This is a genomic window from Actinoalloteichus hoggarensis (genome assembly GCF_002234535.1).
Taxonomy (GTDB): Bacteria; Actinomycetota; Actinomycetes; order Mycobacteriales; family Pseudonocardiaceae; genus Actinoalloteichus_A; species Actinoalloteichus_A hoggarensis.
The window spans coordinates 1,859,331-1,878,691 of record NZ_CP022521.1 but is presented as its reverse complement, the minus strand read 5'-3'; the positions used below and the strand labels follow the sequence as shown (position 1 = coordinate 1,878,691).

Genomic DNA, 19,361 nt, shown 5'->3' with positions numbered 1-19,361 from the left:
CGGCCGGTCCGCGGTTCCAACGGATGTCGTCGCCGGCGGTGGTCCAGCGAGCCCGACGACACTCGCCGCCCCCGCACCTCCTCGGTCGACTCCACCGCGCTGCCGCCGTCGCCCGACCCCCACGACCGACCGCGGCAGGCGTGGCACCGGCGCCGAGTCTCGACGCGGCGCACGGGCCGAGGCGCCGCATCCGCGTCCACGCAGGCCCACCCACCTGCGCTGACGCCTCACGTCTCGTTGAACGGCCCGCTCTCCGGCAGCCGAAGCTCCGGTTTGTCCAGCTCCTCCACGTTGACGTCCTTGAACGTGATCACCCGGACGTTCTTCACGAATCGGGCAGGCCGATACATGTCCCACACCCAGGCGTCGGACATCCGCACCTCGAAGTAGACCTCGCCCTCGGAGTTGCGAACCTGGACGTCAACCGCGTTGGCCAGGTAGAACCGACGCTCCGTCTCCACCACGTAGGAGAACTGCCCGACGATGTCGCGATACTCGCGGTAGAGCTGCAGCTCCATCTCGGTCTCGTACTTCTCGAGATCCTCCGAACTCATCGAGTTCGAGCCCTCCCTGTCGCCGGACTGTGCACACCCTCATACGGGCGCTTCATTGTCCATCACATCATCTCTCACCACGAGAGACGACCCCGAATCCCATCCGCCCAACCGCCTCCTGGGCGACACCATGCCGTGCAGACGGCCGGCGGCGACGACGTTGGCATAAGACCATCTGTGCACGACGGACGGCCCGTGCCTGGCCAACGCCGCGGAATGGTCCGGCGTGCTGTAGCCCTTGTGCACGGCGAACCCGTACTGGGCGTACTCCGCGTCTAAATCGGTCATGATGCGATCTCTGGTCACCTTCGCGAGCACCGAGGCGCCCGCGACGCACGCCGCCACCTGATCGCCCTTGACCACCGGCAGACCGGGCGCGGTGAGGCCGGGGACACGAAACCCGTCGGTCAGGACGTAGCCGGGTTGCAGGCTGAGGCGGGCGACCGCCCGACGCATCCCCTCGATGTTGGCGACATGCACCCCGAGGTCGTCGACCTCCTCGGCGGGGATCACGATCACGGCGTAGTCGAGTGCACGGGCCGTGACCAGGTCGAACATCTCGTCACGGGCGGCCGGGGTCATCAGTTTCGAGTCGGTGAGCCCGGTCAGTCGCGCGGAGTCGCGCGGTCGCAGGACGCACGAGGCCACGACCAGCGGCCCCGCGCAGGAGCCCCGGCCTGCCTCGTCCACCCCGGCCACGGGGCCGAGACCTCGGCGGTCCAGGGCCGACTGCAGGGCCCAGTTCCCGGCGTCGCGACGAACCACGACGCGCGGTGGGCGAAACAGATCGGACATGGCCCGCCGCGTCTCTTCTCGTGTCAGTCCCGGTCTCGGCGGCCGAGGAGCCTGCGACCCAGCCAGAGCGTCGGGAAGGCGCCCAGCAGACCGAGCCCGGCGGGCACCGCCGCCTGCCAGGCGGGCGCGCTCAGCACCGACTGCTGCGGGTCGTGATCGCTGATGCCCTGCCATCGCTGCGGGGGCAGCACGACGATCCTCGCCTTGCCGATCACGTTGTCCAGCGGCACCGCACCCAGCTCGCCGCCGCCGCCCTGCACCCGGGAGTCGAGCGAGTTGTTGCGGTTGTCGCCCATCATCCAGATGTGGTCGTCGGGCACCGTGACAGGGCCGAACGGCTCCTGCGTGTTGCCACGGCCCGGCTGCCAGAAGATGTACGGCTCGTCCAGCGGGTCGCCGTCGACGAGGACTCGATTCTCCTCGTCACAGCACTCGACGGTCTGGCCGCCGGTGGCGATCACCCGCTTGACGAAGTCCTTCTCGTCCGGCTGGGCGAACCCGAACATCGCCCCGACGTTCTGCACGAAGCGAGCCACCGGGTTGGCGGGTTCGGCAGTCATGAAGTCGTTCTGTCCCCAGGCCTCCGGGCCTCGGAAGACGACCACGTCGCCGGGCTCCGGGTCCGTGAACCGATAGGTGATCTTGTCGACCAGCACCCGGTCGTTGGTACAGCCCGCACAGCCGTGCAGGGTCTCCTCCATCGACTGGGAGGGGATCACGTAGACCCTCGCCAGGAAGGTCTGAATCACGATGGTCAACACCACCGCGATCCCTACCAGGACGAACAGCTCGCGCCAGAAGGAACCCTTCTTCGCGGGCTTGGACGGCTTCTCCCGGCCGTCGTCGGCATCGTCCGCCGACGACGGCCCCGAATGCCCGGCACCCCCCGCATGGTCTCTGTGCTGCCATTCGGAAGGTCGATCCGAGGGATTCGGCTGGTCTGATTCGCCCTGTGGTGAGGTGGAGGGCACGAGGTCTGCCACGCTCCCAGGCTACGTTACGTGATCTCGAACGCGGTCAGGACGCGGTCGGCGTTTCGCGCTTTTCCTTGATCTTCGCGGCCTTGCCGCGGAGCTCGCGCAGGTAGTACAGCTTCGCCCGGCGCACGTCACCTCGGGTCGCCACCTCGATCTGGGCGATGTTCGGCGAGTGCACCGGGAAGGTGCGCTCCACGCCGACGCCGAAGGAGACCTTACGGACGGTGAAGGTCTCGCGGATTCCGCCGCCGTGGCGGCGGATCACCACGCCCTGGAACACCTGGATCCGCTGGCGGGAGCCCTCGATGACGCGGACGTGAACCTTCAACGTGTCTCCGGGCCGGAAGGCCGGGATGTCGGAACGCAGCGACTGAGCGTCCAGAGCGTCCAGGGTGTTCATCGGTGGTCCGTCCTCGTCAATCAATCGGGCATCTCGTGCCCGCGCGGGCACGGCTGTCTACACAGCGCGACCCTGCATGGGAATGGGCATCTGGCGCGCGTCGGTCTGTCCGACGACAGCAGCCTCTCCAGTGTGCCACGGCCGCGACCTGGTCATGAAATCGGGCCGCCTGAACCACCGGACTCGCCTTCGCCGTGCACCGACTCGTGAAGCTCGGCCAGCAGCCGACGGTCATGCTTGTCGAGCGCGGCCTCGTCCAGCGCCGCCAGTAGGTCCGGCCTGCGGTGATAGGTGCGGACGATGGACTGGTCGCGACGCCACCTCCGGATGGCCGCGTGGTTGCCTGAGCGCAGCACCTCCGGCACCGGCCGGTCTCGCCACACCTCCGGCCGAGTGTAGGAGGGGCCCTCCAACAGCCCGTCGGAGAACGAGTCCTCCTGTGCCGAGGCGGGGTTGCCGAGCACGCCGGGCAGCAGCCTGCTGACCGCCTCGACCATGGTGAGCACCGCCACCTCCCCGCCGACCAGCACATAGTCGCCGATGGAGAGCTCACGGACCGGCATTCGCTCCGCGGCGTCCTGAACCACCCGCTCGTCGATGCCCTCGTACCGGCCGCAGGCGAAGACGAGCCACGAACACCCGGCGAGCTCCTCGGCGGTGCGCTGATCGAAGCGCCGGCCCGCCGGAGTGGGGACGATCAGCGTCGGCGGGCCTTCGCGATCCGGACGGGGAGCACAGACATCCGACAACGCGGGTCCCCAGACCTGGGGCTTCATCACCATGCCGGGACCGCCGCCGTACGGGCTGTCGTCCACGGCTCGATGCACGTCGTGCGTCCAGTCTCGCAGGTCGTGCACCCCGACCTCGATCAGACCGCGATCGATCGCCTTGCCGAGCAGCGCGGCCCGCAGCGGGTCGAGATACTCCGGGAAGATGGTGATGACGTCGATCCGCACTGTTCCCCTTCACCTGCCGCCGCCGGGCCTGGACGCACGGCCCACAGGACGTCGAACCACTGCCGCCGGACGGCGCACGCGACCGGGCCCCGTGTCGGAACCACTGACAGCACCGAGAACGGCCGCCGACGAACGGGATGACCACCGACACACGTGCGCCGCGAGCTCATTCCTCGAACTGATCGTCCACCAGGCCGGGCGGCGGATCGACGACGAGCACGCCCGTGTCGACGTCCACCGTCGGCACGATCTCCCGGACGAAGGGGATCAACGCCTCGTCACCGCCGGTGAGACGCACGGCGAGCAGATCGCCGCCGGCCCCGTGCAACACCTCGCGGACCACGCCGAGCGGCGAGCCGTCCGGCAGCACGGCGGCGAGTCCCTCGAGCTGGTGATCGTAGTACTCGTCCGGGTCCTGCGTGGGAGGCAGCGACGACTTCGGCACGGTCAGCAGAGCGCCGCGCAGGCGCTCCGCGCCGTCTCGGTCCGAGACACCGGCCACGCTCAGCAGCAGTCGCTCACCGTGCGACCTCGCGGCCGTCACGGTGAGCGACTGAGAACCGCCGTCTCGCAGCCGGGCCTCGACGATGCCGTCGACGACGAACCGCTCCGCCGGAGAGTCCGTCCGCACGTCGACGACGAGTTCACCTCGGACGCCGTGCGGCCTGCTCACCCGCCCCACGAGCAGGGAGTCGGCAGAGTCGTCGTCTCGACTTCGGTTCCTGGTCACCTCTGGCGTCAACGGTCGGTGTCGACCACGTCCACCCGCACACCGCGACCGCCGATGCCGGCCATCACGGTGCGCAGCGCAGTGGCCGTACGCCCACTGCGGCCGATGACCTTGCCCAGGTCGTCAGGGTGCACGTGCACCTCGAGGGTGCGTCCCCGCCGGGAGGTGATCAGCTGAACTCGGACGTCGTCCGGGTTGGTCACGATCCCTCGGACCAGGTGTTCCAGGGCGTCCGCGAGGACGCTCACGCCTGGCCGTCCGCGGTCTTCTCGCCGCCCTCGGCCTCGGCCTTGGGCTCGTCGGCCTTCTTGGCGGCCTTCTTCTTCGGCGTCGTCGCGTCGGCCATGGGCTCCTCGCCCGCCGCCGCGAGCGCCGCCGCGAACAGCGCCTGCTTGTCGGGCTTCGGCTCCTTGACCTTCAGCACGCCCTCGGGCACGGGCAGGCCCTTGAAGCGCTGCCAGTCGCCGGTCAGCTCCAGCAGCCGCTGCACGGGCTCGGTCGGCTGCGCGCCGACACCCAGCCAGTACTGAGCGCGCTCACCGTCGACCTCGATGAAGCTGGGCTCCTCGGTCGGGTGGTATTTGCCGATGGTCTCGATCGCCTTGCCGTTACGGCGGGTGCGCGAGTCGGCGACGACGATCCGGTAGTACGGCGCACGGATCTTGCCAAGCCGCATCAGCTTGATCTTGACGGCCACGGGTACAGGTGCTCCTCAAGCTCTCGTTGCTCATGGGTGAACGCCCGCAGGCCCGAGTGGGGCGACGGGTCCGAGCGTTCGGACATCATCTAGCTGGCCACGAGTCAGTGAGAGGGACCGACGCCATGGCGGACAAGGAGACATTCTGCCAGACCGCGACCGCGGCGGAGGAACCCCGTCCCTCGCCACGCACGCCGCAGGCACGGTGGCCGAGCCGGGTGACATCGGTCGGCGCCCCCGGACGCCCGTCCCGTCCCGTCAGGTCGGGATGACGCCGAGGGCCAGCAACAGGACGCCCAGCGCGGGCAGCAGATTGTTCACCTGATGCGCGATGACGGCCGCGATCAGCCGTCCGGTGAAGAGCCTGGCAAGCCCGATCGGGATGCCGATGATCAGCAGCAGCGGAGTGCGGGCCGGTTCCAGGTGTGCGACGGCGAAGAGCGCCGTGGTCACCGCGAAGGCGCTCCACCGGCTCCAGCGCAGCCGATCCATCGCGCCCCACAACGCGCCCCGGAACACCAGCTCCTCACACAGCGGCGCCAGCACCAGCAGATGCAGGAAGATCAGCACCGCCAGCACGGGGGGCAACCGGAGATCGTCCAGCAGCGAGCCGACGGCGGAGGTCGCCTGGTCCTCCCCCACCCAGTTCGTCCAGAGCCGGGACGCGCCCAGCGTGAGCACGATCCCGACCGCGCCCAGGCCCAGCCCCGTCCGGACGTCGGCCCACGACCAGCGCAGTCCCAGATCCGCCCGGGGGCCGTTGCCCCGGACCAGGGTGGCGACCACGACCACCGTGGCCGAGAGGACCGTCGGGACGATCAGTCCGATCAGCAGCACGGCGGGTCGCAGCCCGGGATCCTCGGTCGTGTCGCCGAACGGCGCGACCACGAAGACCGAGGAGAGGAGAAAGACCAGTTGCGAGAGAAAGAAGACGCCGAATCCCCAACGGTGCGGCGGCGCGGCTTTCGGCGGCGCGGCGACCACGGACCCCGCTCGCGTCGCCCTGACGCCATTCCCGCCTGCCTTCGGAGGTACGGTGCCGGTGAAGTCGGTATCGTCGATTTCCGCGTGTCCGCCGCTTCGCTTCCGCGACTTCTCGGGCTCGCTCACCCACACCCCGCTTCGTCAAGGCCAGGCAGCCATCTCTGCGGGTCCCGACGAGCGCTCCGCCTCCCACACGCGGGTGCTCGGTCTGAATCGGTGCCCTTCGTCGAGGCTAGTCCGTATCGACGGGCCCGCGGCAGTCCACGGAGGCATGAGAACCGCCCGTACCGCCGATTCCGACCGGGAGGAGGCGGCGGCGTCACCACCGTGATTCGCCGTCGGGCCGGCCGGCCGGCGGCGGTTCAGGAGAACTGGGTGTAGAAGATCAACGCCGGCAGGAAGTTGTAGGCGGCATGGGCGATGATCGCGGCGGAGACCCGGCCGGTGATCATTCGGGCGATTCCCATGGCCAGGCCGCCGACCAACAGGATGGGCGTCCGCATCGGCTCCTCGTGAATCAACGCGAAGACGAAGGTGGTCAGCAGGAGGACGGCGTAACGCGGCACCTTGAAATGCTCAAGGGCACCCCAGAGCGCGCCTCGGACCAGCAGCTCCTCGGTGAGCGGTGCGCCGATGAACATGAACAGGGCGAGACAGAAGACCCAGATCGCCTGGCCTTCGAACAACGCGCCCATCCCGCTGATGGCGCTCTCATCGCCGTTCTCGACCGCGTCGCCCATCACCATCAGAGCGACGATGAAGGCGCCGAGCAGACCCGCGCCCCCACAGGACAGCCCGACCCACACGTCACGCCATTTCGGCACGATGCCGAAGTCCCGGCGCGTCCCGCTGCCCTTCCACCACGACAGCACGGCAGGACCGAGCCCGAGGAACAGGTTGGGCAGCAGGGAGAGCAGCAGCAACGGACCGAGTGGCGGGGGGTCGAGCTGATCGAAGTTCTCGAACCGACCCGACATGACGACCGAGAGCAGCATGCCGGTGAGGTAGTAGCCGCCCCAGCCGAGGAAGAAGGCCAGGAATCCCCAGTGCAGGCTGCTCCGGGCCCCCGCCTCCAGCTGGGCCTCCCAGTAACGGGAGTGAAGCCTGGGATCGTAGCCGTCCTGAACGCCGCCCATCGGCCTTCCGTAACTCGCCCAGGACGGCGCCGAGGGATACGGGACGGGCGCGGCCCCTGGATGCTGCCCGACACCGGGCCCGGCCGCCCCCGGAGGGAGCCCGCCCGGCGGCGGAGCGGCGGGGGAAGACGCACCCGGCGTCATACCGGGGACCACCGCCACCGGACTGCCGGGGGCCCGACCGGGGGAACCGCCGCCTGCGGTGCCGGGCATCGGCGTCGTCCCCGGCCGATGCTGCTCGGCGGCGGAGGACGCGTCGAGCGTTCGGTCGGGACGGTGTTCGGCTGTGAGAGCGGCCTGGGGGGTGCCCGCCTGCCCGCTCGCCGGGGTGGCGGGGTCCGTGTCGGCGGGCTCGTCGATCGGTGCGGCGGGTCCGGCCGCCGTGCCGGCACGGCCTGCCGCGGCGCCGCCGGGCTCCGGCGCCTCGGATCGTGCCTGAGCCTGCGGAGTTCCGTCACCCTCGATCTGGCCCTGTGGCCCGGCCGCCGCGTCGGAAACGCGCTCGGCCTTCGGCGTGCCGTCGGGGTCGTCACTGTTCAGGGGAGGTTCGTTGCCCACAACCTGTCCTTCCGACCGCGCCTCGACGGTCAGCCCCGGCCGACCTGCGGCCGGTCCGTGATCAGCCCGGGTCTCATCGCCGGGTCCGTGTGCTCAGCGTCCGCTGCCCGGATGTACCACGCCGCGTAACACGACGTCCCTCGGCGAACGCAGGACGGCGAGGTCGTCCCTCGGGTCCGCGTCGTAGATCACCAGGTCCGCCGACGCGCCGTCGACCAGGCCGGGGAAGCCGAGCCAGTCACGTGCCGCCCAGCTGGCCGCGCCGAGCGCCTGCCGTCGCGACAGGCCTGCCTCGGCCAGCGCGATCACCTCGTCGGCGATGCGACCGTGCCCGATGCCCGTTCCCGCGGAACTGCCCGCGTCGGTGCCCGCGAAGACGGGCACCCCCGCCTCCGCCGCCGCCGCGACGGTCGGCAGCCTGCGCGCGTGCAGCGCACGCATGTGCGCGGCGTAGCGGGGGAACCGGACCGCCGAGTCGGCGATGGTGAGGAACTCGGCCGTGTTGATCAGGGTGGGCACCAGTGCGGTGCCCTGCCGCGCCATCAGGTCGATGGTGTCGTCGGTGAGGCCGGTGCCGTGCTCGATGCAGTCGACGCCCGCCGCGAGGAGTCCGGGCAGGGCGTCCGCGCCGAACACATGGGCGTTGACCCGCGCGCCTGCCTGATGGGCGGCCGCCACGGCCTCGACGAGGACGTCGTCGGGCCACAGCGGCGCCAGATCACCGATCTCCCGGTCGATCCAGTCTCCGACGAGTTTGACCCAGCCGTCGCCCTCGGCCGCCTGCGCCGCGACGGCAGCGGGCAGTTCGGCCGGGTCGTCGAGCTCCAGACCGAGATCACGCAGATAACGCCTGCGCCGGGCGAGGTGTCTGCCCGACCGGATGATGCGCGGGAGGTCGTCCCGGGACTGCAACGGCCGAGTGTCGACCGGAACGCCGCAGTCTCGGACGAGCAAAACGCCCGCGTCGCGCTCGATCTCGGCCTGACGGGCCGCCTCCGCCACTGGAACGGGCCCGGTGGGGTCGATCCCGATATGACAGTGCGCGTCGACCAGTCCGGGCAGCAGCCAGCCGCCTGCCAGCGGCCGGGCGTCGGGAACCGGGTCGAAGCCGATACGGCCCGCCGAGACCCACAGGTCGCGGGTGACGCCGTCGGGCAGGGTGACACCGGTGAGGTGCAGTGCGGGCGGCGCCTGCGTCACTTCTTCTTCTTTTTGTTGTCGCCGAAGGTCAGCCTGCTCGGGTCGAAGCCGGGCGGGAGCTGGTCCATGCCTGCCAGGCCCGGCGGGATCTGTCCCGCGCCGCCCTGCGGTCCGCCGGGCAGACCACCGGGGAAGCCGCCCGGCATCCCGCCGGGGAATCCGCCGGGGAAGCCGGGCATTCCGCCGCGCACCTTGGGCGGGGTCGGGCCGCGTCCCTTGCCCTTCTTCCCCTTCTTGCCCTTGCCCTTGCGGCTGCTCCCGCCGCCGCCCGCGCCGGGCATGCCGAACCGGCCCGCCATCTGCTGCATCATCTTGCGGGCGTCGAAGAACCGGGTGACCAGATCGTTGACGTCGCTGACCGCGACACCGGAGCCACGCGAGATCCGCAGCCGCCGGGAGGCATTGATGATCTTGGGATCGGCACGCTCCGCGGGCGTCATGCCGCGGATGATGGCCTGCATCCTGTCGAGGCTCTTCTCATCGAAGTCCGCGAGCTGATCCTTCATCTGACCCGCGCCCGGCAGCATCCCGAGCAGGTTGGCGATCGGGCCCATCTTGCGGATGGCGAGCATCTGCTCCAGGAAGTCCTCCAGCGTCAGCTCGCCGGAGCCGATCTTGTGGGCGGCCTTCTCCGCCTGCTCCTGGTCGAAGTGCTGCTCGGCCTGCTCGATGAGGCTGAGAACGTCGCCCATGCCGAGGATGCGGCTGGCCATCCGATCGGGGTGGAAGACGTCGAAGTCGTCCAGTTTCTCCCCGTTGGAGGCGAAGAGGATCGGCTGGCCGGTGACGTGCCGGACCGACAGCGCAGCGCCGCCTCGGGCGTCGCCGTCGAGCTTCGTCAGCACCACGCCGGTGAAGCCGACGCCGTCCCGGAACGCCTCGGCGGTGTTGACCGCGTCCTGACCGACCATCGCGTCCAGGACGAAGAGGATCTCGTCGGGCGAGACGGCGTCGCGGATGTCCGCGGCCTGCCGCATCATCTCCTCGTCGACGCCGAGACGACCGGCGGTGTCCACGAGCACGATGTCGTGCTGGGCCCGCTCCGCCTCCAGGATCGACTGCCGAGCGACCTCGACCGGATTGCCCACGCCGTTGCCCGGCTCGGGGGCGTACACCGGGACGCCCGCCTGCTCGCCGACCACCTGGAGCTGGGTGACCGCGTTCGGCCGCTGAAGGTCACAGGCCACCAGCAACGGGGTGTGACCCTGGCCCCGCAGCCACTTGGCGAGCTTGCCCGCCAGGGTCGTCTTACCGGCGCCCTGGAGACCGGCGAGCAGGATCACCGACGGCGGGTTCTTCGCCAGATTGAGGCGGCGGGTCTCCCCGCCCAGGATGGCGACCAGCTCTTCGTCGACGATCTTGACGACCTGCTGGGCGGGGTTCAACGCCTGAGAGACCTCGGCGCCCTTGGCGCGTTCCTTGATCTGGGCGATGAACGCCCGGACGACCGGAAGCGCGACGTCGGCCTCCAGCAGCGCGATGCGGATCTCGCGGCAGGTCGAGTCGATGTCGGCGTCGGACAGTCGTCCCTTGCCCCGCAGGTTCTTCAGAACCGAGGTGAGACGATCGGAGAGAGTGTCGAACACGAGGTCTCAGGCTCCAGGACTCGTCGGGAAGGCCCACGGGGGCAGGCCTCACCCGGTTGGCAGTGCTTCCTGCGAGGGTAGCCGCCCGAGGTCCCCCGTCGTGGCGCACGGTCGTCACGGCGTGTGTGAGCGGCCGTGGACCGGTTCGGTCCTCGGGCGCAGGCCAGGCCCGCCGCGCGCCCGCCGCGACGGACACGACGACCTGCGGCCGACGCGACGGCGAGCCGCGACGGAACCGTCGAGGCCTCCAGCGGTGCGGTCGAGCGAGCGGGGCGGCGGATGACGTCCGCGGTCGGGCCGAACTCCGTGACGAGGACCGTCCCCGCCGGCCGGGTCCGGCATCTCGCCCCGCGTCGGGGCGGCGGGTGGCGTCGGATTCGTCCGCCTCGCCGGGACGCGCTCATGATCGTCCGGCAGCTCACACCGCCGCCGAGTCTCCGCCGGCCGCAGGCGCCCGGCGCGCGGCACGCAGGCCTCGTCGACGGCCGCATGAGCAGCTGGCGGGCCGGACCTCGCCGCTGGGGGCGGCGGTGGTCGCCACCGTACGACGCTCAGCACGGAGCCCTGCGCGAGGACCACGGTGATCGTCGAAACGGCGGTGTCGGCCGCAGGCGGCCGGTCGGAGATCGGAGATCGACGCGGTACGTCGGGATCGCCCTCGATCATGACTGCCTCCGACGCGGGCGACCTCGTCTCGACGCGGGGATGCACTGCTCGGTCCGGCTCCCCGCCGCCCCGGACGGTCGGAGGTACGAGCTCGACGCCCGGCGATCCCGCCGGGTTCGGTCAGCCGTCGCCTGCGGCGAGCATGGCCGGACCACACGACTGCATCACTCCATCGAGGGAACTGACGATCTTTTCGATTACACTCCGTCGTCGGGATCACAAGGGCTTCGGAGGGGTCGCGGTGGCACAGAGTCCGGTGGAGGGCCGAGGGGCCACGGTCCAGGAACTCCTGAGCAACAAGAAGTACAAACTGGACTACTACCAGCGCGAATACAGCTGGTCACGCAAGGACGTCGTCGCGCTGCTGCACGACCTGGAACGGCGGTTCATCCGGGAGTGGCGGCCGACGCACTCGCGCCGCGAGACCATCGGATATGCCCCGTACTTCCTTGGTCCGATCGTGTGCTACCAGACCCCGGACGCCGCATTCCTCGTCGACGGACAACAACGGCTCACGACGCTGCATCTGATCGTCGTCTACCTCCGCAGGCTCCTTGAGGAACAGGACCTCGATCAGGACGCCAAGGGCCTCGACCCCATGATCTACAGCACTCGGCACGGCGAGACGACGTTCAACATCGACATCCCCGAACGCAACGAGGTGCTCAACGCCTTCCTGCGAGGCATCCCCAAGCCTCCGCCCGCCGACGCCAGTCTGTCGGTGCGCAACCTCTACGAGCGGGCCCGCGACATCGAGGAGGACTTCCCCGCGAGCCTGCGCGACGAGGCGCTGCCGTTCTTCCACGACTGGCTTCTCGACCGGGTCTGCCTGGTCTCCATCGACGCGCTCGACCGGGAGCACGGCTGGGAGATCTTCGAGACGATGAACAACAGGGGCGCCCGGCTCAGCCCCGTCGACCTGCTCAAGAGCTACCTGCTGGCCAGGGCCGAGACCGGCAGACGACAGCTGAACGACCTCTGGCGCCGGATGATCGCCGATCTGTCCCGGCACGGGGTCGACACGCCCAGCGAATTCGTCAAGGCGGTGCTGATCGCGAAGTTCGCGGCCTTCGACGCCGACAGCGCCGACCTGGTGGAGATCGACCGCGCCTTCCACGAGTGGGTGCGCAAGAACGAGATACGGCTGGAGCTGCGAACAGCGGCGGACTTCCGAGCCTTCGTCGAGTACTTCCTCGTGCCCCTCAGCAGGCAGTACAGCGCGTTGAAGGACGCTTCGGCCATGCTCGTGCCCGGGATGGAGGCCGTCTTCCACACGGCACGGCTGGAGGTCGTGGACCCGTTGCCGCCGATCCTGTCCGCGCTGCGCCCCGACGACCCCGACGAGGTGTTCGAGGAGAAGAGCAGGCGCATCGCGGGCTATCTGGACCTCGCCACCACGCTGAAGATCGTCAACAATCGAAGCCTGCTGCCACATCAGGTGCGCCCCGAGGTCGACGAGCTGACCGTGCGGCTGCGCAGCGCCGAGGGCCTGGAAGGACTCACCGGACTGCTGGAGGCCGAGGCCGCCACCCTGCCCGACGACTTCTCCGGTGTGGACCGGCTCAGCCTCCAACCCGGCAACTGGGCCCAGGTCCGCTACGTGCTCGCCCGGCTGACGGCGTTCGTGGAGGTGGCCGCCGGGCGTCCCGATCTGATCGCCGTCTATCTCGACGACGCGCAGCCCTGGGAGATCGAACACGTCTGGCCGCGTGCCTTCCCGCGCTACCAGGCCGAGATCATGACGACCGAGGCGTTCGAGGACTTCCGGGAACGCCTGGGGGCGCTGCTGCTCCTGCCCTCGGGCGATCGGCTGCCGGACGAGCACGCCACGAAGATCGACCATTACCGGGAGCAGAACCTGCTCGCGGCCTCGCTGCATCCCGAGACGCTGGACGCCGAGCCGGAGTTCGCGCGATTCGTGGCCGACCACGACCTCGCCGAGGTGTTCCGCCCGTGGCCGGATCATTTCGGGTTGGACGCGATCCAGATCCGACAGCGCCTGTACCGGCGGTTGTGCGAGCTGATCTGGCGTCCGGAGCTTCTCGGCCTGCGACCGGAGAACACCCCGCCGAATCGGGCCACCGTCAAGCGCAGCCGCCGCAAGGCACGCTACGGCGTCGAGATCGCGGACCTCATCGAGGCCGGGTTGATCGAGGACGGCACCGAGCTCTACGGCCACCGCAAGAAGCACACCTACACCGCACGTGTCACCGAAGGCGGCCGGATCAGGCTGCCCAGCGGACAGACCTTCGACTCGGTGTCCAGGGCGGCGGCGGTCGCGCTGAACGTCAAGGCCTGCAACGGCTGGGACTTCTGGCGCGCGGGCTCCGACGCCACGGGCACGCTGCTCTCCGATCTGCGGCGCGAGGCGCTCGCGCAGGGCCTGATGGAGTGAGATGACTCCGGTGCGCCGCCGAGGGGCCGCGCCGCCCCGCGACATTCCGGGCCCGCCGGGCACGAACCCCGGTCCGCCTGAGGAGAGGTCCGTGCCCGCGTGGCCCCGTGTGCCGCCGCGACTCGCCGATCGGCGTGGCCGTTCGGCCCCCGACGGCCGGCTCTGTCAGGCTCGGATCGCGACACTCCACGGCCGCAGGGCGGCGGCGGTCGCCGAAGTCGGGGCATGCGCCCGTCGGGCGGGACGGCGATCGGGACGCGGCTCTGGTGTCGCACCCGGCTGATCAAGGAGACTGCTGGAGGCGGGGCGTCTCCCACGCACCCGGCAGCCGAAGGTGAGGAGCACGGATGTCCGCAAGGAAGCGACCCGCGACCATCGTGGTGGTCATGGGCGTGTCCGGTTCCGGCAAGACCACGATCGCTCGGTCTCTTGCCGACCGTCTCGGGGTGACCTACTCGGAGGCAGACGAGTTCCATCCGCCGGAGAACATCGCGAAGATGGAGTCCGGCGTCCCGTTGAACGATCAGGATCGGCTGCCGTGGCTGCGCTCCATCGCGGCGTGGATCCACGAGCAGGAGCGGGCGGACGTGAACGGGGTCGTGACCTGTTCCGCGCTGAAGCGCTCCTATCGCGATCTGCTGCGCAGCGGTAACGACGGGGTGTGGTTCCTGCACCTGGCGGGCAGCCGAGAGGTGATCGGGAATCGGCTGGCAGGCCGCACCGGGCACTTCATGCCCGCCTCGCTGCTGGACTCCCAGTTCGCCGATCTGCAACCGCTGGAACCCGACGAGTTCGGCTACACGGCGGACGTCGCCGAGGACGCCGAGACGATCGTCGAGAAGGCGCTGACGGCGATCACCGCGGTGAGCGAGGCGAAAGCAGATCCGACATGAGCCCGGCGGCGAGTGTCCTGTCGCTGCGGCCGGCCACCCTGTTAGCGCAGGGCGGCGGGCCGTGGACCGGTCAGGACACCCGGCTGGTCGTCGCGGCCCTCGCCGGGATCGCGGTCATCGTCCTGCTGATCACCTGGCTGAAGGTCCACCCGTTCCTCGCCCTCACTCTCGGAGCGGGCGCGCTCGGGCTGATCGCCGCGATGCCCGTCGCCGAGATCGTCGAGACGTTCAGCGCCGGATTAGGCAGCACCATCGGCGGGGTCGGTGCACTGATCGCCCTCGGCGCCATGCTGGGAAGAATCCTCGCCGACTCCGGCGGCGCCGATCGGATCGTCGACACCATCCTCGGCCGATCCGGGGTGCGCGCCCTGCCCTGGGCGATCGCCCTGGTCGCCGTGATCATCGGGCTGCCGATGTTCTTCGAGGTCGGCGTCGTCCTGCTGATCCCGGTGATCCTGCTGGTCGCGCAGCGCAGCAGGCAGCCGTTGATGCTCATCGGCGTCTCCGCGCTGGCGGGCCTGTCGGTGCTGCACGGGCTCGTTCCGCCGCATCCCGGCCCCTTGATCGCCGTCGACAGCCTGCAGGTGGACCTGGGGCTGACCCTCGGCTTCGGCATTCTGGTCTCCGTGCCGACGGTCGTCGTCGCAGGGCCGTTGTTCGCCCGCTATGCCGCCCGCTGGGTCGAGGTCTCCCCGCCCGCGCATCTGCTGCCCCGATCAGCGGCCGACACGGCCGAGGGCGAGGCCCCGCCACGCAGGCCGGCCTTCGGCGCGACGCTGGCCACGGTGCTGCTGCCCGTGGTGTTGATGCTGGGCAAGGCCGTCGGCGAGATCTGGCTCGCCGACGGCGGCACCGTACGCACCGCGCTGGACTTCCTCGGCACGCCGCTGGTCGCGCTACTCGTGGCGACGCTGGTGTCGATGTTCACGCTGGGCACAGGCGCGGGCTTCGATCGGGAACGGATCACCGAGGTGTTCGGCGCCTCGCTGCCGCCGATCGCGGGAATCCTGCTGATCACCGGTGCGGGCGGCGGCTTCAAGGAGACCCTGGTGCAGTCCGGGGTGGCCGACATCATCACCAGATACGGCCAGGACGCCGCACTCTCGCCGCTGATCCTCGGCTGGCTCATCGCGGTGGGAATCCGGCTGGCCACCGGTTCGGCGACGGTGGCGACCATCTCGGCGGCCGGGATCGTCGCCCCGCTGGCGGCAGGCCTCGACCCGGCGCAGGGCGCGCTGCTCGCTCTGGCGATCGGCGCGGGCTCGCTGTTCTTCTCCCACGTCAACGACACCGGGTTCTGGATGGTCAAGGAGTACTTCGGGATGACCGTCGGGCAGACGATCAAGACGTGGTCGGTGATGGAGACGATCATCTCGGTCTTCGCCCTGATCTGCCTGCTCCTGCTGGACCTGGTGGTCTAGCGGCCGGGACGTCCCCGTGCGGCGGGCCGCCGGACACGATTCCGCGGCCCGCTCGCACCGTGGGGCCGAAGCCCGGCGGGTGTGCGGGCTCGGCGGTCGAGCAGCTCAGTCGTCGATGGACGTCTCGTGGGACAGCACTCCCCCTGAGCAGATCAACAGCACCTCGACGTCGAGCTCCTCGGATTCGAACTGCACCGTGACGGCCCCGAGCGGCTCATCGTCATCTCCCTCGTCCTCCACGTCGACGTCGACGCCGAACCCCTGTGCCGGGGCCTGCGCCACCAGCTCCACCACGTCGGCATCCCCGCATCGGGCGGTCACCATGCCACCGACGGTGTCGATGCGCTCCGGGTCGGGCGGCGCGGCGGCGTCCTCGTCCGGTGACGAGGGCTCGCCGCTCGGCGGCGGCGAGGCCGACTCCGACGCCGCCGGGCCCTCGGACGGCACAGCCGAGGTGGGCGGCGTGTCGAGCCCGCCTCGGTCGGCGGCGTCTCCCGCGGCCGTCGCGGCGGCGAGCCGTCCCTCGACCTCGGACTGGCTCAGCGGGCGGATCACCGACTCGGTGATCCCCGCACCGATGGCGCTCAGGGCGGCGACACCGACTCCGGTCGCCACCACGGCGGCCGCCGCCCAGCCCACGATGCCCAACGCCGTCCTGCCCTGTGCGGGCCGCTCCTCGGTCATGTCGTCACCTTGGCTCGAAGATGGTTAAGACGACACTAAGGCTCGCTTAGCGCTTCTCTCGACGCGACTCGCCTCGGTCGACGTCCGACAGACGCGCGACGATGATTCGTCCACACCGCGATCTCGAGGGTTAACGCGAGGATAAGGCGGCCTTAGGACTCGTCCGGGCGGTCTCGACCCGCCCCGTCCTCGGTTAGCGTTCTCAGGTGGCCCATCTACTGCTGATCGAGGACGACGCGACGATTCGCACCGCGCTCACCCGAGCGTTGACCGAACGCGGGCACGCCGTCGCCTCGGCGAGGACCGCGATGGACGGGCTCTCCCAGGCCGTCGCCGACCGTCCCGATCTCGTCGTTCTCGACCTCGGGCTGCCCGACATGGACGGCCGCGAGATGCTGCGGATGCTGCGCGCGGTCAGTCGTGTCCCGGTGATCGTGGCCACCGCGCGAGACGACGAGACCGAGATCATCGCCGCACTCGACGCGGGAGCCGACGACTACCTCACCAAGCCCTTCGGCGCGGGCCAGCTCGACGCGCGTGTCCGGGCGGTGCTGCGCAGAGGGAGCGAAGAGGACGAGGATCCGACGGTCATCGTCGGTGGACTGCGGGTCAACGGGCGGGCGCGCGAGGTGGAGCTCGACGGCAGACGACTGGATCTGACGCCACGCGAGTTCGATCTGCTGCACTATCTGGCGACCCGCGCGGGCGAGGTGGTCAGCAAACGCGAGCTGCTGACCGAGGTCTGGCAGGTGCCCTACGGCGGCGCGGACAAGACGGTGGACGTCCATCTGTCGTGGCTGCGGCGGAAGCTCGGCGAGACCGCTCAGCACGCACGTTATCTGCACACCGTGCGCGGGGTCGGCGTGAAGCTCGCCGCCCCGCAGGGATGAGGAGAGCCCGATGAGACGTCGACTCGCGATCCTGGTGGGCACGACGACCTCGCTCGTCCTGGTGGCGTTCCTGATCCCGCTGGCCCTGCTGATCCGCACCTTCGCCGAGGACCGGGCGGTGCACGCGGCGACGGTCGAGGCGCAGTCGCTCATCTGGGTCGTGGCCAACAGCGATGTCGAGGCGCTGGAACGCAGCCTCGGGGCCAACGGCCTGGTCGATCGGCCGGTGAGCGTGTTCCTTCCCGACGGCACGGTCGTCGGCGAGGAGACCGCCCCCACGGACGCGGTGGAGCTGGCCATGCTCGGACAGAGCCTGTCGGCCGAGACACCGGCGGGGCGCGAGATCCTCTTCGCCACCGTGGACGCCGACGGTCGTACCGCGGTGATCCGCACGCTGGTGACCACCGAGGAGATGCGGCAGGGAGTCACCAGATCGTGGTTGATCCTGCTGCTGCTCGGCATCGCCCTGATGGCGGTCAGCGTGCTGGTCTCCGACCGACTGGCACACTCGCTGGTCCGGCCGACCCGCAGGCTCGCCGACGTGTCGCACCGGCTCGCGGCGGGCGAGATGGACGCGCGGGCCACCCCGGAGGGCCCGACGGAGCTGCGTGAGGTGGCAGGCGGACTCAACCATCTCGCCGGCCGGATCAAGGAGCTGCTCCGTGAGGAACGGGAGACCGTCGCAGACCTCTCCCATCGGCTGCGCACACCGTTGACCTCGATGAAGCTGGAGGCCGAGGGCCTCAACGATCCTGCGGAGGCCCGGCGGATCAGCGCCTCCGTGGCCGAGTTGGAGCGCGCGGTCACCGAGATCATCGGTGACGCCAGACGACGCGCCGTCGAGACGGGTGTCCATCCGCTGCCGATCTGGTGTGACGCGGCGGCGGTGGTACGGGATCGCGTGCAGTTCTGGTCCGTCCTGGCCGAGGACACCGAACGGCCCGTGGAACTGGACCTGGCGCTGGGTCCGGTGCCGGTCCGTCTTGTCGAGGCGGATCTGGCGGCCTGTGTCGACGCCCTGCTGGGCAACGTCTTCGCGCACACCCCGGACGGCAGTGCCATCGCGGTCCGGCTGCTGGCCTGGCCCACCGGCGGGGCCCGGCTCGTCGTCGCCGACGCCGGGCCGGGCTTCGGCGAGTCGGCGAACGGCGACACCGGTCCGCTGCGGCGGGGTGCCAGCGGCGCGGGATCGACCGGGCTGGGACTGGACATCGCCCGACGGACGGCCGCGGCCTCCGGCGGGAGCCTGAGTCTGGGCGCCTCGGCCTGGGGCGGAGCACAGATCACCCTGGATCTGGGACCGCCGACCGACTGACCGTCCGGGCCGGTCAGGGCGGGCAGCGTACTCGCGCCTCAGCGCGGCGAGACGGCCCGCTCGACGATGTTCCCCGCCATCCGACGCAGCACTCGAAGCGTCGTGCGGTACTCCTCCTCGGTGATCCCGTCCGAGGTGGCACGCCGGAACTCGTGGGCGTGCTCGGCGGCCGCGCTCCAGACGGCGACGCCGTCGGCGGTGATCGCGCAGTGGTCGGCCTCGTCGTCGATCCAGCCTCGGTCGCGCAGATCGTCGAGAACCGTGTGGGCCTCGACGATCGTGGCGAAGGGCCGCAGCTCCACCAGGAGTTCCGCCGGGTCCCTGGGCCGGGCGCGCAGCAGCGAGAGCACCTGCCACTGTCGACGCGTCACGTTCGCCGCCGTCAGTGCCTCGTCCAGTCCGGTCTCGATGAGTTGATCCAGATGTCTGAGCCAGAAGCCGATCGGTGTGCGCGCCTCGTCCATCACGGTCACCCTTTTATTGTAATCTCACAACCAGTTGCACGATGATATGTGATGGAGGAC

The 19,361-nt window shown here is 70.2% G+C and carries 19 protein-coding genes; 5 read left to right on the top strand and 14 right to left on the bottom strand.

Annotation, left to right across the window (positions count from 1 at the left end):
- Window positions 1–227: 227 nt before the first annotated feature.
- From AHOG_RS08350 to ffh, 12 genes are all read right to left on the bottom strand, one after another.
- Window positions 228–554 (bottom strand): DUF2469 domain-containing protein, encoded by a 327-nt coding sequence (locus tag AHOG_RS08350; protein ID WP_075743575.1) that lies wholly within the window; start codon window positions 552–554, stop codon window positions 228–230.
- A gap of 39 nt (window positions 555–593) precedes the next feature.
- Complete coding sequence (locus tag AHOG_RS08345) at window positions 594–1,349, bottom strand: ribonuclease HII (protein ID WP_093940833.1); 756 nt, start codon at window positions 1,347–1,349, stop codon at window positions 594–596.
- 23 nt (window positions 1,350–1,372) lie between these two features.
- On the bottom strand, window positions 1,373–2,332 hold the full coding sequence (lepB, locus tag AHOG_RS08340; protein ID WP_245856637.1) for a signal peptidase I: 960 nt from the start codon (window positions 2,330–2,332) through the stop codon (window positions 1,373–1,375).
- A 34-nt stretch (window positions 2,333–2,366) separates the two neighbouring features.
- Complete coding sequence (gene rplS / locus AHOG_RS08335) at window positions 2,367–2,726, bottom strand: 50S ribosomal protein L19 (protein ID WP_093940832.1); 360 nt, start codon at window positions 2,724–2,726, stop codon at window positions 2,367–2,369.
- A gap of 152 nt (window positions 2,727–2,878) precedes the next feature.
- Window positions 2,879–3,682 carry a tRNA (guanosine(37)-N1)-methyltransferase TrmD gene (gene trmD, locus AHOG_RS08330; RefSeq protein WP_093940831.1) on the bottom strand — a complete coding sequence of 268 codons (804 nt, stop codon included), beginning with the start codon at window positions 3,680–3,682 and terminating at the stop codon, window positions 2,879–2,881.
- A gap of 166 nt (window positions 3,683–3,848) precedes the next feature.
- A complete protein-coding gene (rimM, locus tag AHOG_RS08325) occupies window positions 3,849–4,412 on the bottom strand; it encodes a ribosome maturation factor RimM (protein ID WP_245856631.1) in 564 nt (187 codons plus the stop codon).
- A gap of 8 nt (window positions 4,413–4,420) precedes the next feature.
- Window positions 4,421–4,660, bottom strand: coding sequence for an RNA-binding protein (locus AHOG_RS08320; RefSeq protein WP_069848007.1), 240 nt, complete (start codon window positions 4,658–4,660; stop codon window positions 4,421–4,423).
- Window positions 4,657–5,109: a 30S ribosomal protein S16 gene (rpsP, locus tag AHOG_RS08315; protein ID WP_093940830.1), complete on the bottom strand. Its 453-nt coding sequence runs from the start codon at window positions 5,107–5,109 to the stop codon at window positions 4,657–4,659. The genes AHOG_RS08320 and rpsP overlap by 4 nt, the downstream gene beginning before the upstream one ends.
- A 258-nt stretch (window positions 5,110–5,367) precedes the next feature.
- A complete protein-coding gene (locus tag AHOG_RS08310) occupies window positions 5,368–6,093 on the bottom strand; it encodes a CPBP family intramembrane glutamic endopeptidase (protein ID WP_093944276.1) in 726 nt (241 codons plus the stop codon).
- Between the two features lie 362 nt (window positions 6,094–6,455).
- On the bottom strand, window positions 6,456–7,787 hold the full coding sequence (locus AHOG_RS29845) for a CPBP family intramembrane glutamic endopeptidase (protein ID WP_245856630.1): 1,332 nt from the start codon (window positions 7,785–7,787) through the stop codon (window positions 6,456–6,458).
- A 93-nt stretch (window positions 7,788–7,880) separates the two neighbouring features.
- The gene (locus AHOG_RS08300) at window positions 7,881–8,987 is read right to left on the bottom strand and encodes an amidohydrolase family protein (protein WP_245856628.1); all 1,107 of its coding nucleotides are present in this window, start codon (window positions 8,985–8,987) and stop codon (window positions 7,881–7,883) included.
- Window positions 8,984–10,573, bottom strand: a complete 1,590-nt coding sequence (gene ffh, locus AHOG_RS08295) for a signal recognition particle protein (RefSeq protein ID WP_093940829.1) — start codon at window positions 10,571–10,573, stop codon at window positions 8,984–8,986. The genes AHOG_RS08300 and ffh overlap by 4 nt, the downstream gene beginning before the upstream one ends.
- A gap of 907 nt (window positions 10,574–11,480) precedes the next feature.
- Here ffh and AHOG_RS08290 point away from each other — a divergent pair.
- The 3 genes from AHOG_RS08290 (at window position 11,481) to AHOG_RS08280 (ending at window position 15,948) form a co-directional block, all read left to right on the top strand.
- Window positions 11,481–13,634 (top strand): GmrSD restriction endonuclease domain-containing protein, encoded by a 2,154-nt coding sequence (locus AHOG_RS08290; protein ID WP_157736716.1) that lies wholly within the window; start codon window positions 11,481–11,483, stop codon window positions 13,632–13,634.
- A gap of 347 nt (window positions 13,635–13,981) precedes the next feature.
- On the top strand, window positions 13,982–14,527 hold the full coding sequence (locus AHOG_RS08285) for a gluconokinase (protein ID WP_093940827.1): 546 nt from the start codon (window positions 13,982–13,984) through the stop codon (window positions 14,525–14,527).
- On the top strand, window positions 14,524–15,948 hold the full coding sequence (locus AHOG_RS08280; RefSeq protein ID WP_093940826.1) for a GntT/GntP/DsdX family permease: 1,425 nt from the start codon (window positions 14,524–14,526) through the stop codon (window positions 15,946–15,948). Before AHOG_RS08285 ends, AHOG_RS08280 begins: the two co-directional genes overlap by 4 nt.
- 105 nt (window positions 15,949–16,053) lie before the next feature.
- Here AHOG_RS08280 and AHOG_RS08275 read toward each other — a convergent pair whose 3' ends face one another.
- Window positions 16,054–16,632 carry a hypothetical protein gene (locus AHOG_RS08275; protein ID WP_093940825.1) on the bottom strand — a complete coding sequence of 193 codons (579 nt, stop codon included), beginning with the start codon at window positions 16,630–16,632 and terminating at the stop codon, window positions 16,054–16,056.
- Window positions 16,633–16,838: 206 nt separating this feature from the next.
- On the opposite strand from AHOG_RS08275, the gene AHOG_RS08270 reads away from it, so the two are divergent.
- Both AHOG_RS08270 and AHOG_RS08265 read left to right on the top strand, forming a co-directional pair.
- The gene (locus tag AHOG_RS08270) at window positions 16,839–17,522 is read left to right on the top strand and encodes a response regulator transcription factor (protein ID WP_093940824.1); all 684 of its coding nucleotides are present in this window, start codon (window positions 16,839–16,841) and stop codon (window positions 17,520–17,522) included.
- A 10-nt stretch (window positions 17,523–17,532) separates the two neighbouring features.
- Window positions 17,533–18,837 (top strand): sensor histidine kinase, encoded by a 1,305-nt coding sequence (locus tag AHOG_RS08265; protein WP_093940823.1) that lies wholly within the window; start codon window positions 17,533–17,535, stop codon window positions 18,835–18,837.
- Between the two features lie 38 nt (window positions 18,838–18,875).
- Here the strand turns inward: AHOG_RS08265 and AHOG_RS08260 are convergent, their stop codons facing one another.
- Window positions 18,876–19,310: a MarR family winged helix-turn-helix transcriptional regulator gene (locus AHOG_RS08260; RefSeq protein ID WP_093940822.1), complete on the bottom strand. Its 435-nt coding sequence runs from the start codon at window positions 19,308–19,310 to the stop codon at window positions 18,876–18,878.
- Window positions 19,311–19,361 lie beyond the last annotated feature (51 nt).

Bases quoted from the DNA above. Each gene is read 5' to 3' on its own strand.
- AHOG_RS08350 (WP_075743575.1), bottom strand. From the start codon at position 554: ATGAGTTCGGAGGATCTCGAGAAGTACGAGACCGAGATGGAGCTGCAG.
- AHOG_RS08345 (WP_093940833.1), bottom strand. From the start codon at position 1,349: ATGTCCGATCTGTTTCGCCCACCGCGCGTCGTGGTTCGTCGCGACGCC.
- rplS (WP_093940832.1), bottom strand. From the start codon at position 2,726: ATGAACACCCTGGACGCTCTGGACGCTCAGTCGCTGCGTTCCGACATC.
- AHOG_RS08285 (WP_093940827.1), top strand. From the start codon at position 13,982: ATGTCCGCAAGGAAGCGACCCGCGACCATCGTGGTGGTCATGGGCGTG.
- AHOG_RS08280 (WP_093940826.1), top strand. From the start codon at position 14,524: ATGAGCCCGGCGGCGAGTGTCCTGTCGCTGCGGCCGGCCACCCTGTTA.
- AHOG_RS08275 (WP_093940825.1), bottom strand. From the start codon at position 16,632: ATGACCGAGGAGCGGCCCGCACAGGGCAGGACGGCGTTGGGCATCGTG.
- AHOG_RS08265 (WP_093940823.1), top strand. From the start codon at position 17,533: ATGAGACGTCGACTCGCGATCCTGGTGGGCACGACGACCTCGCTCGTC.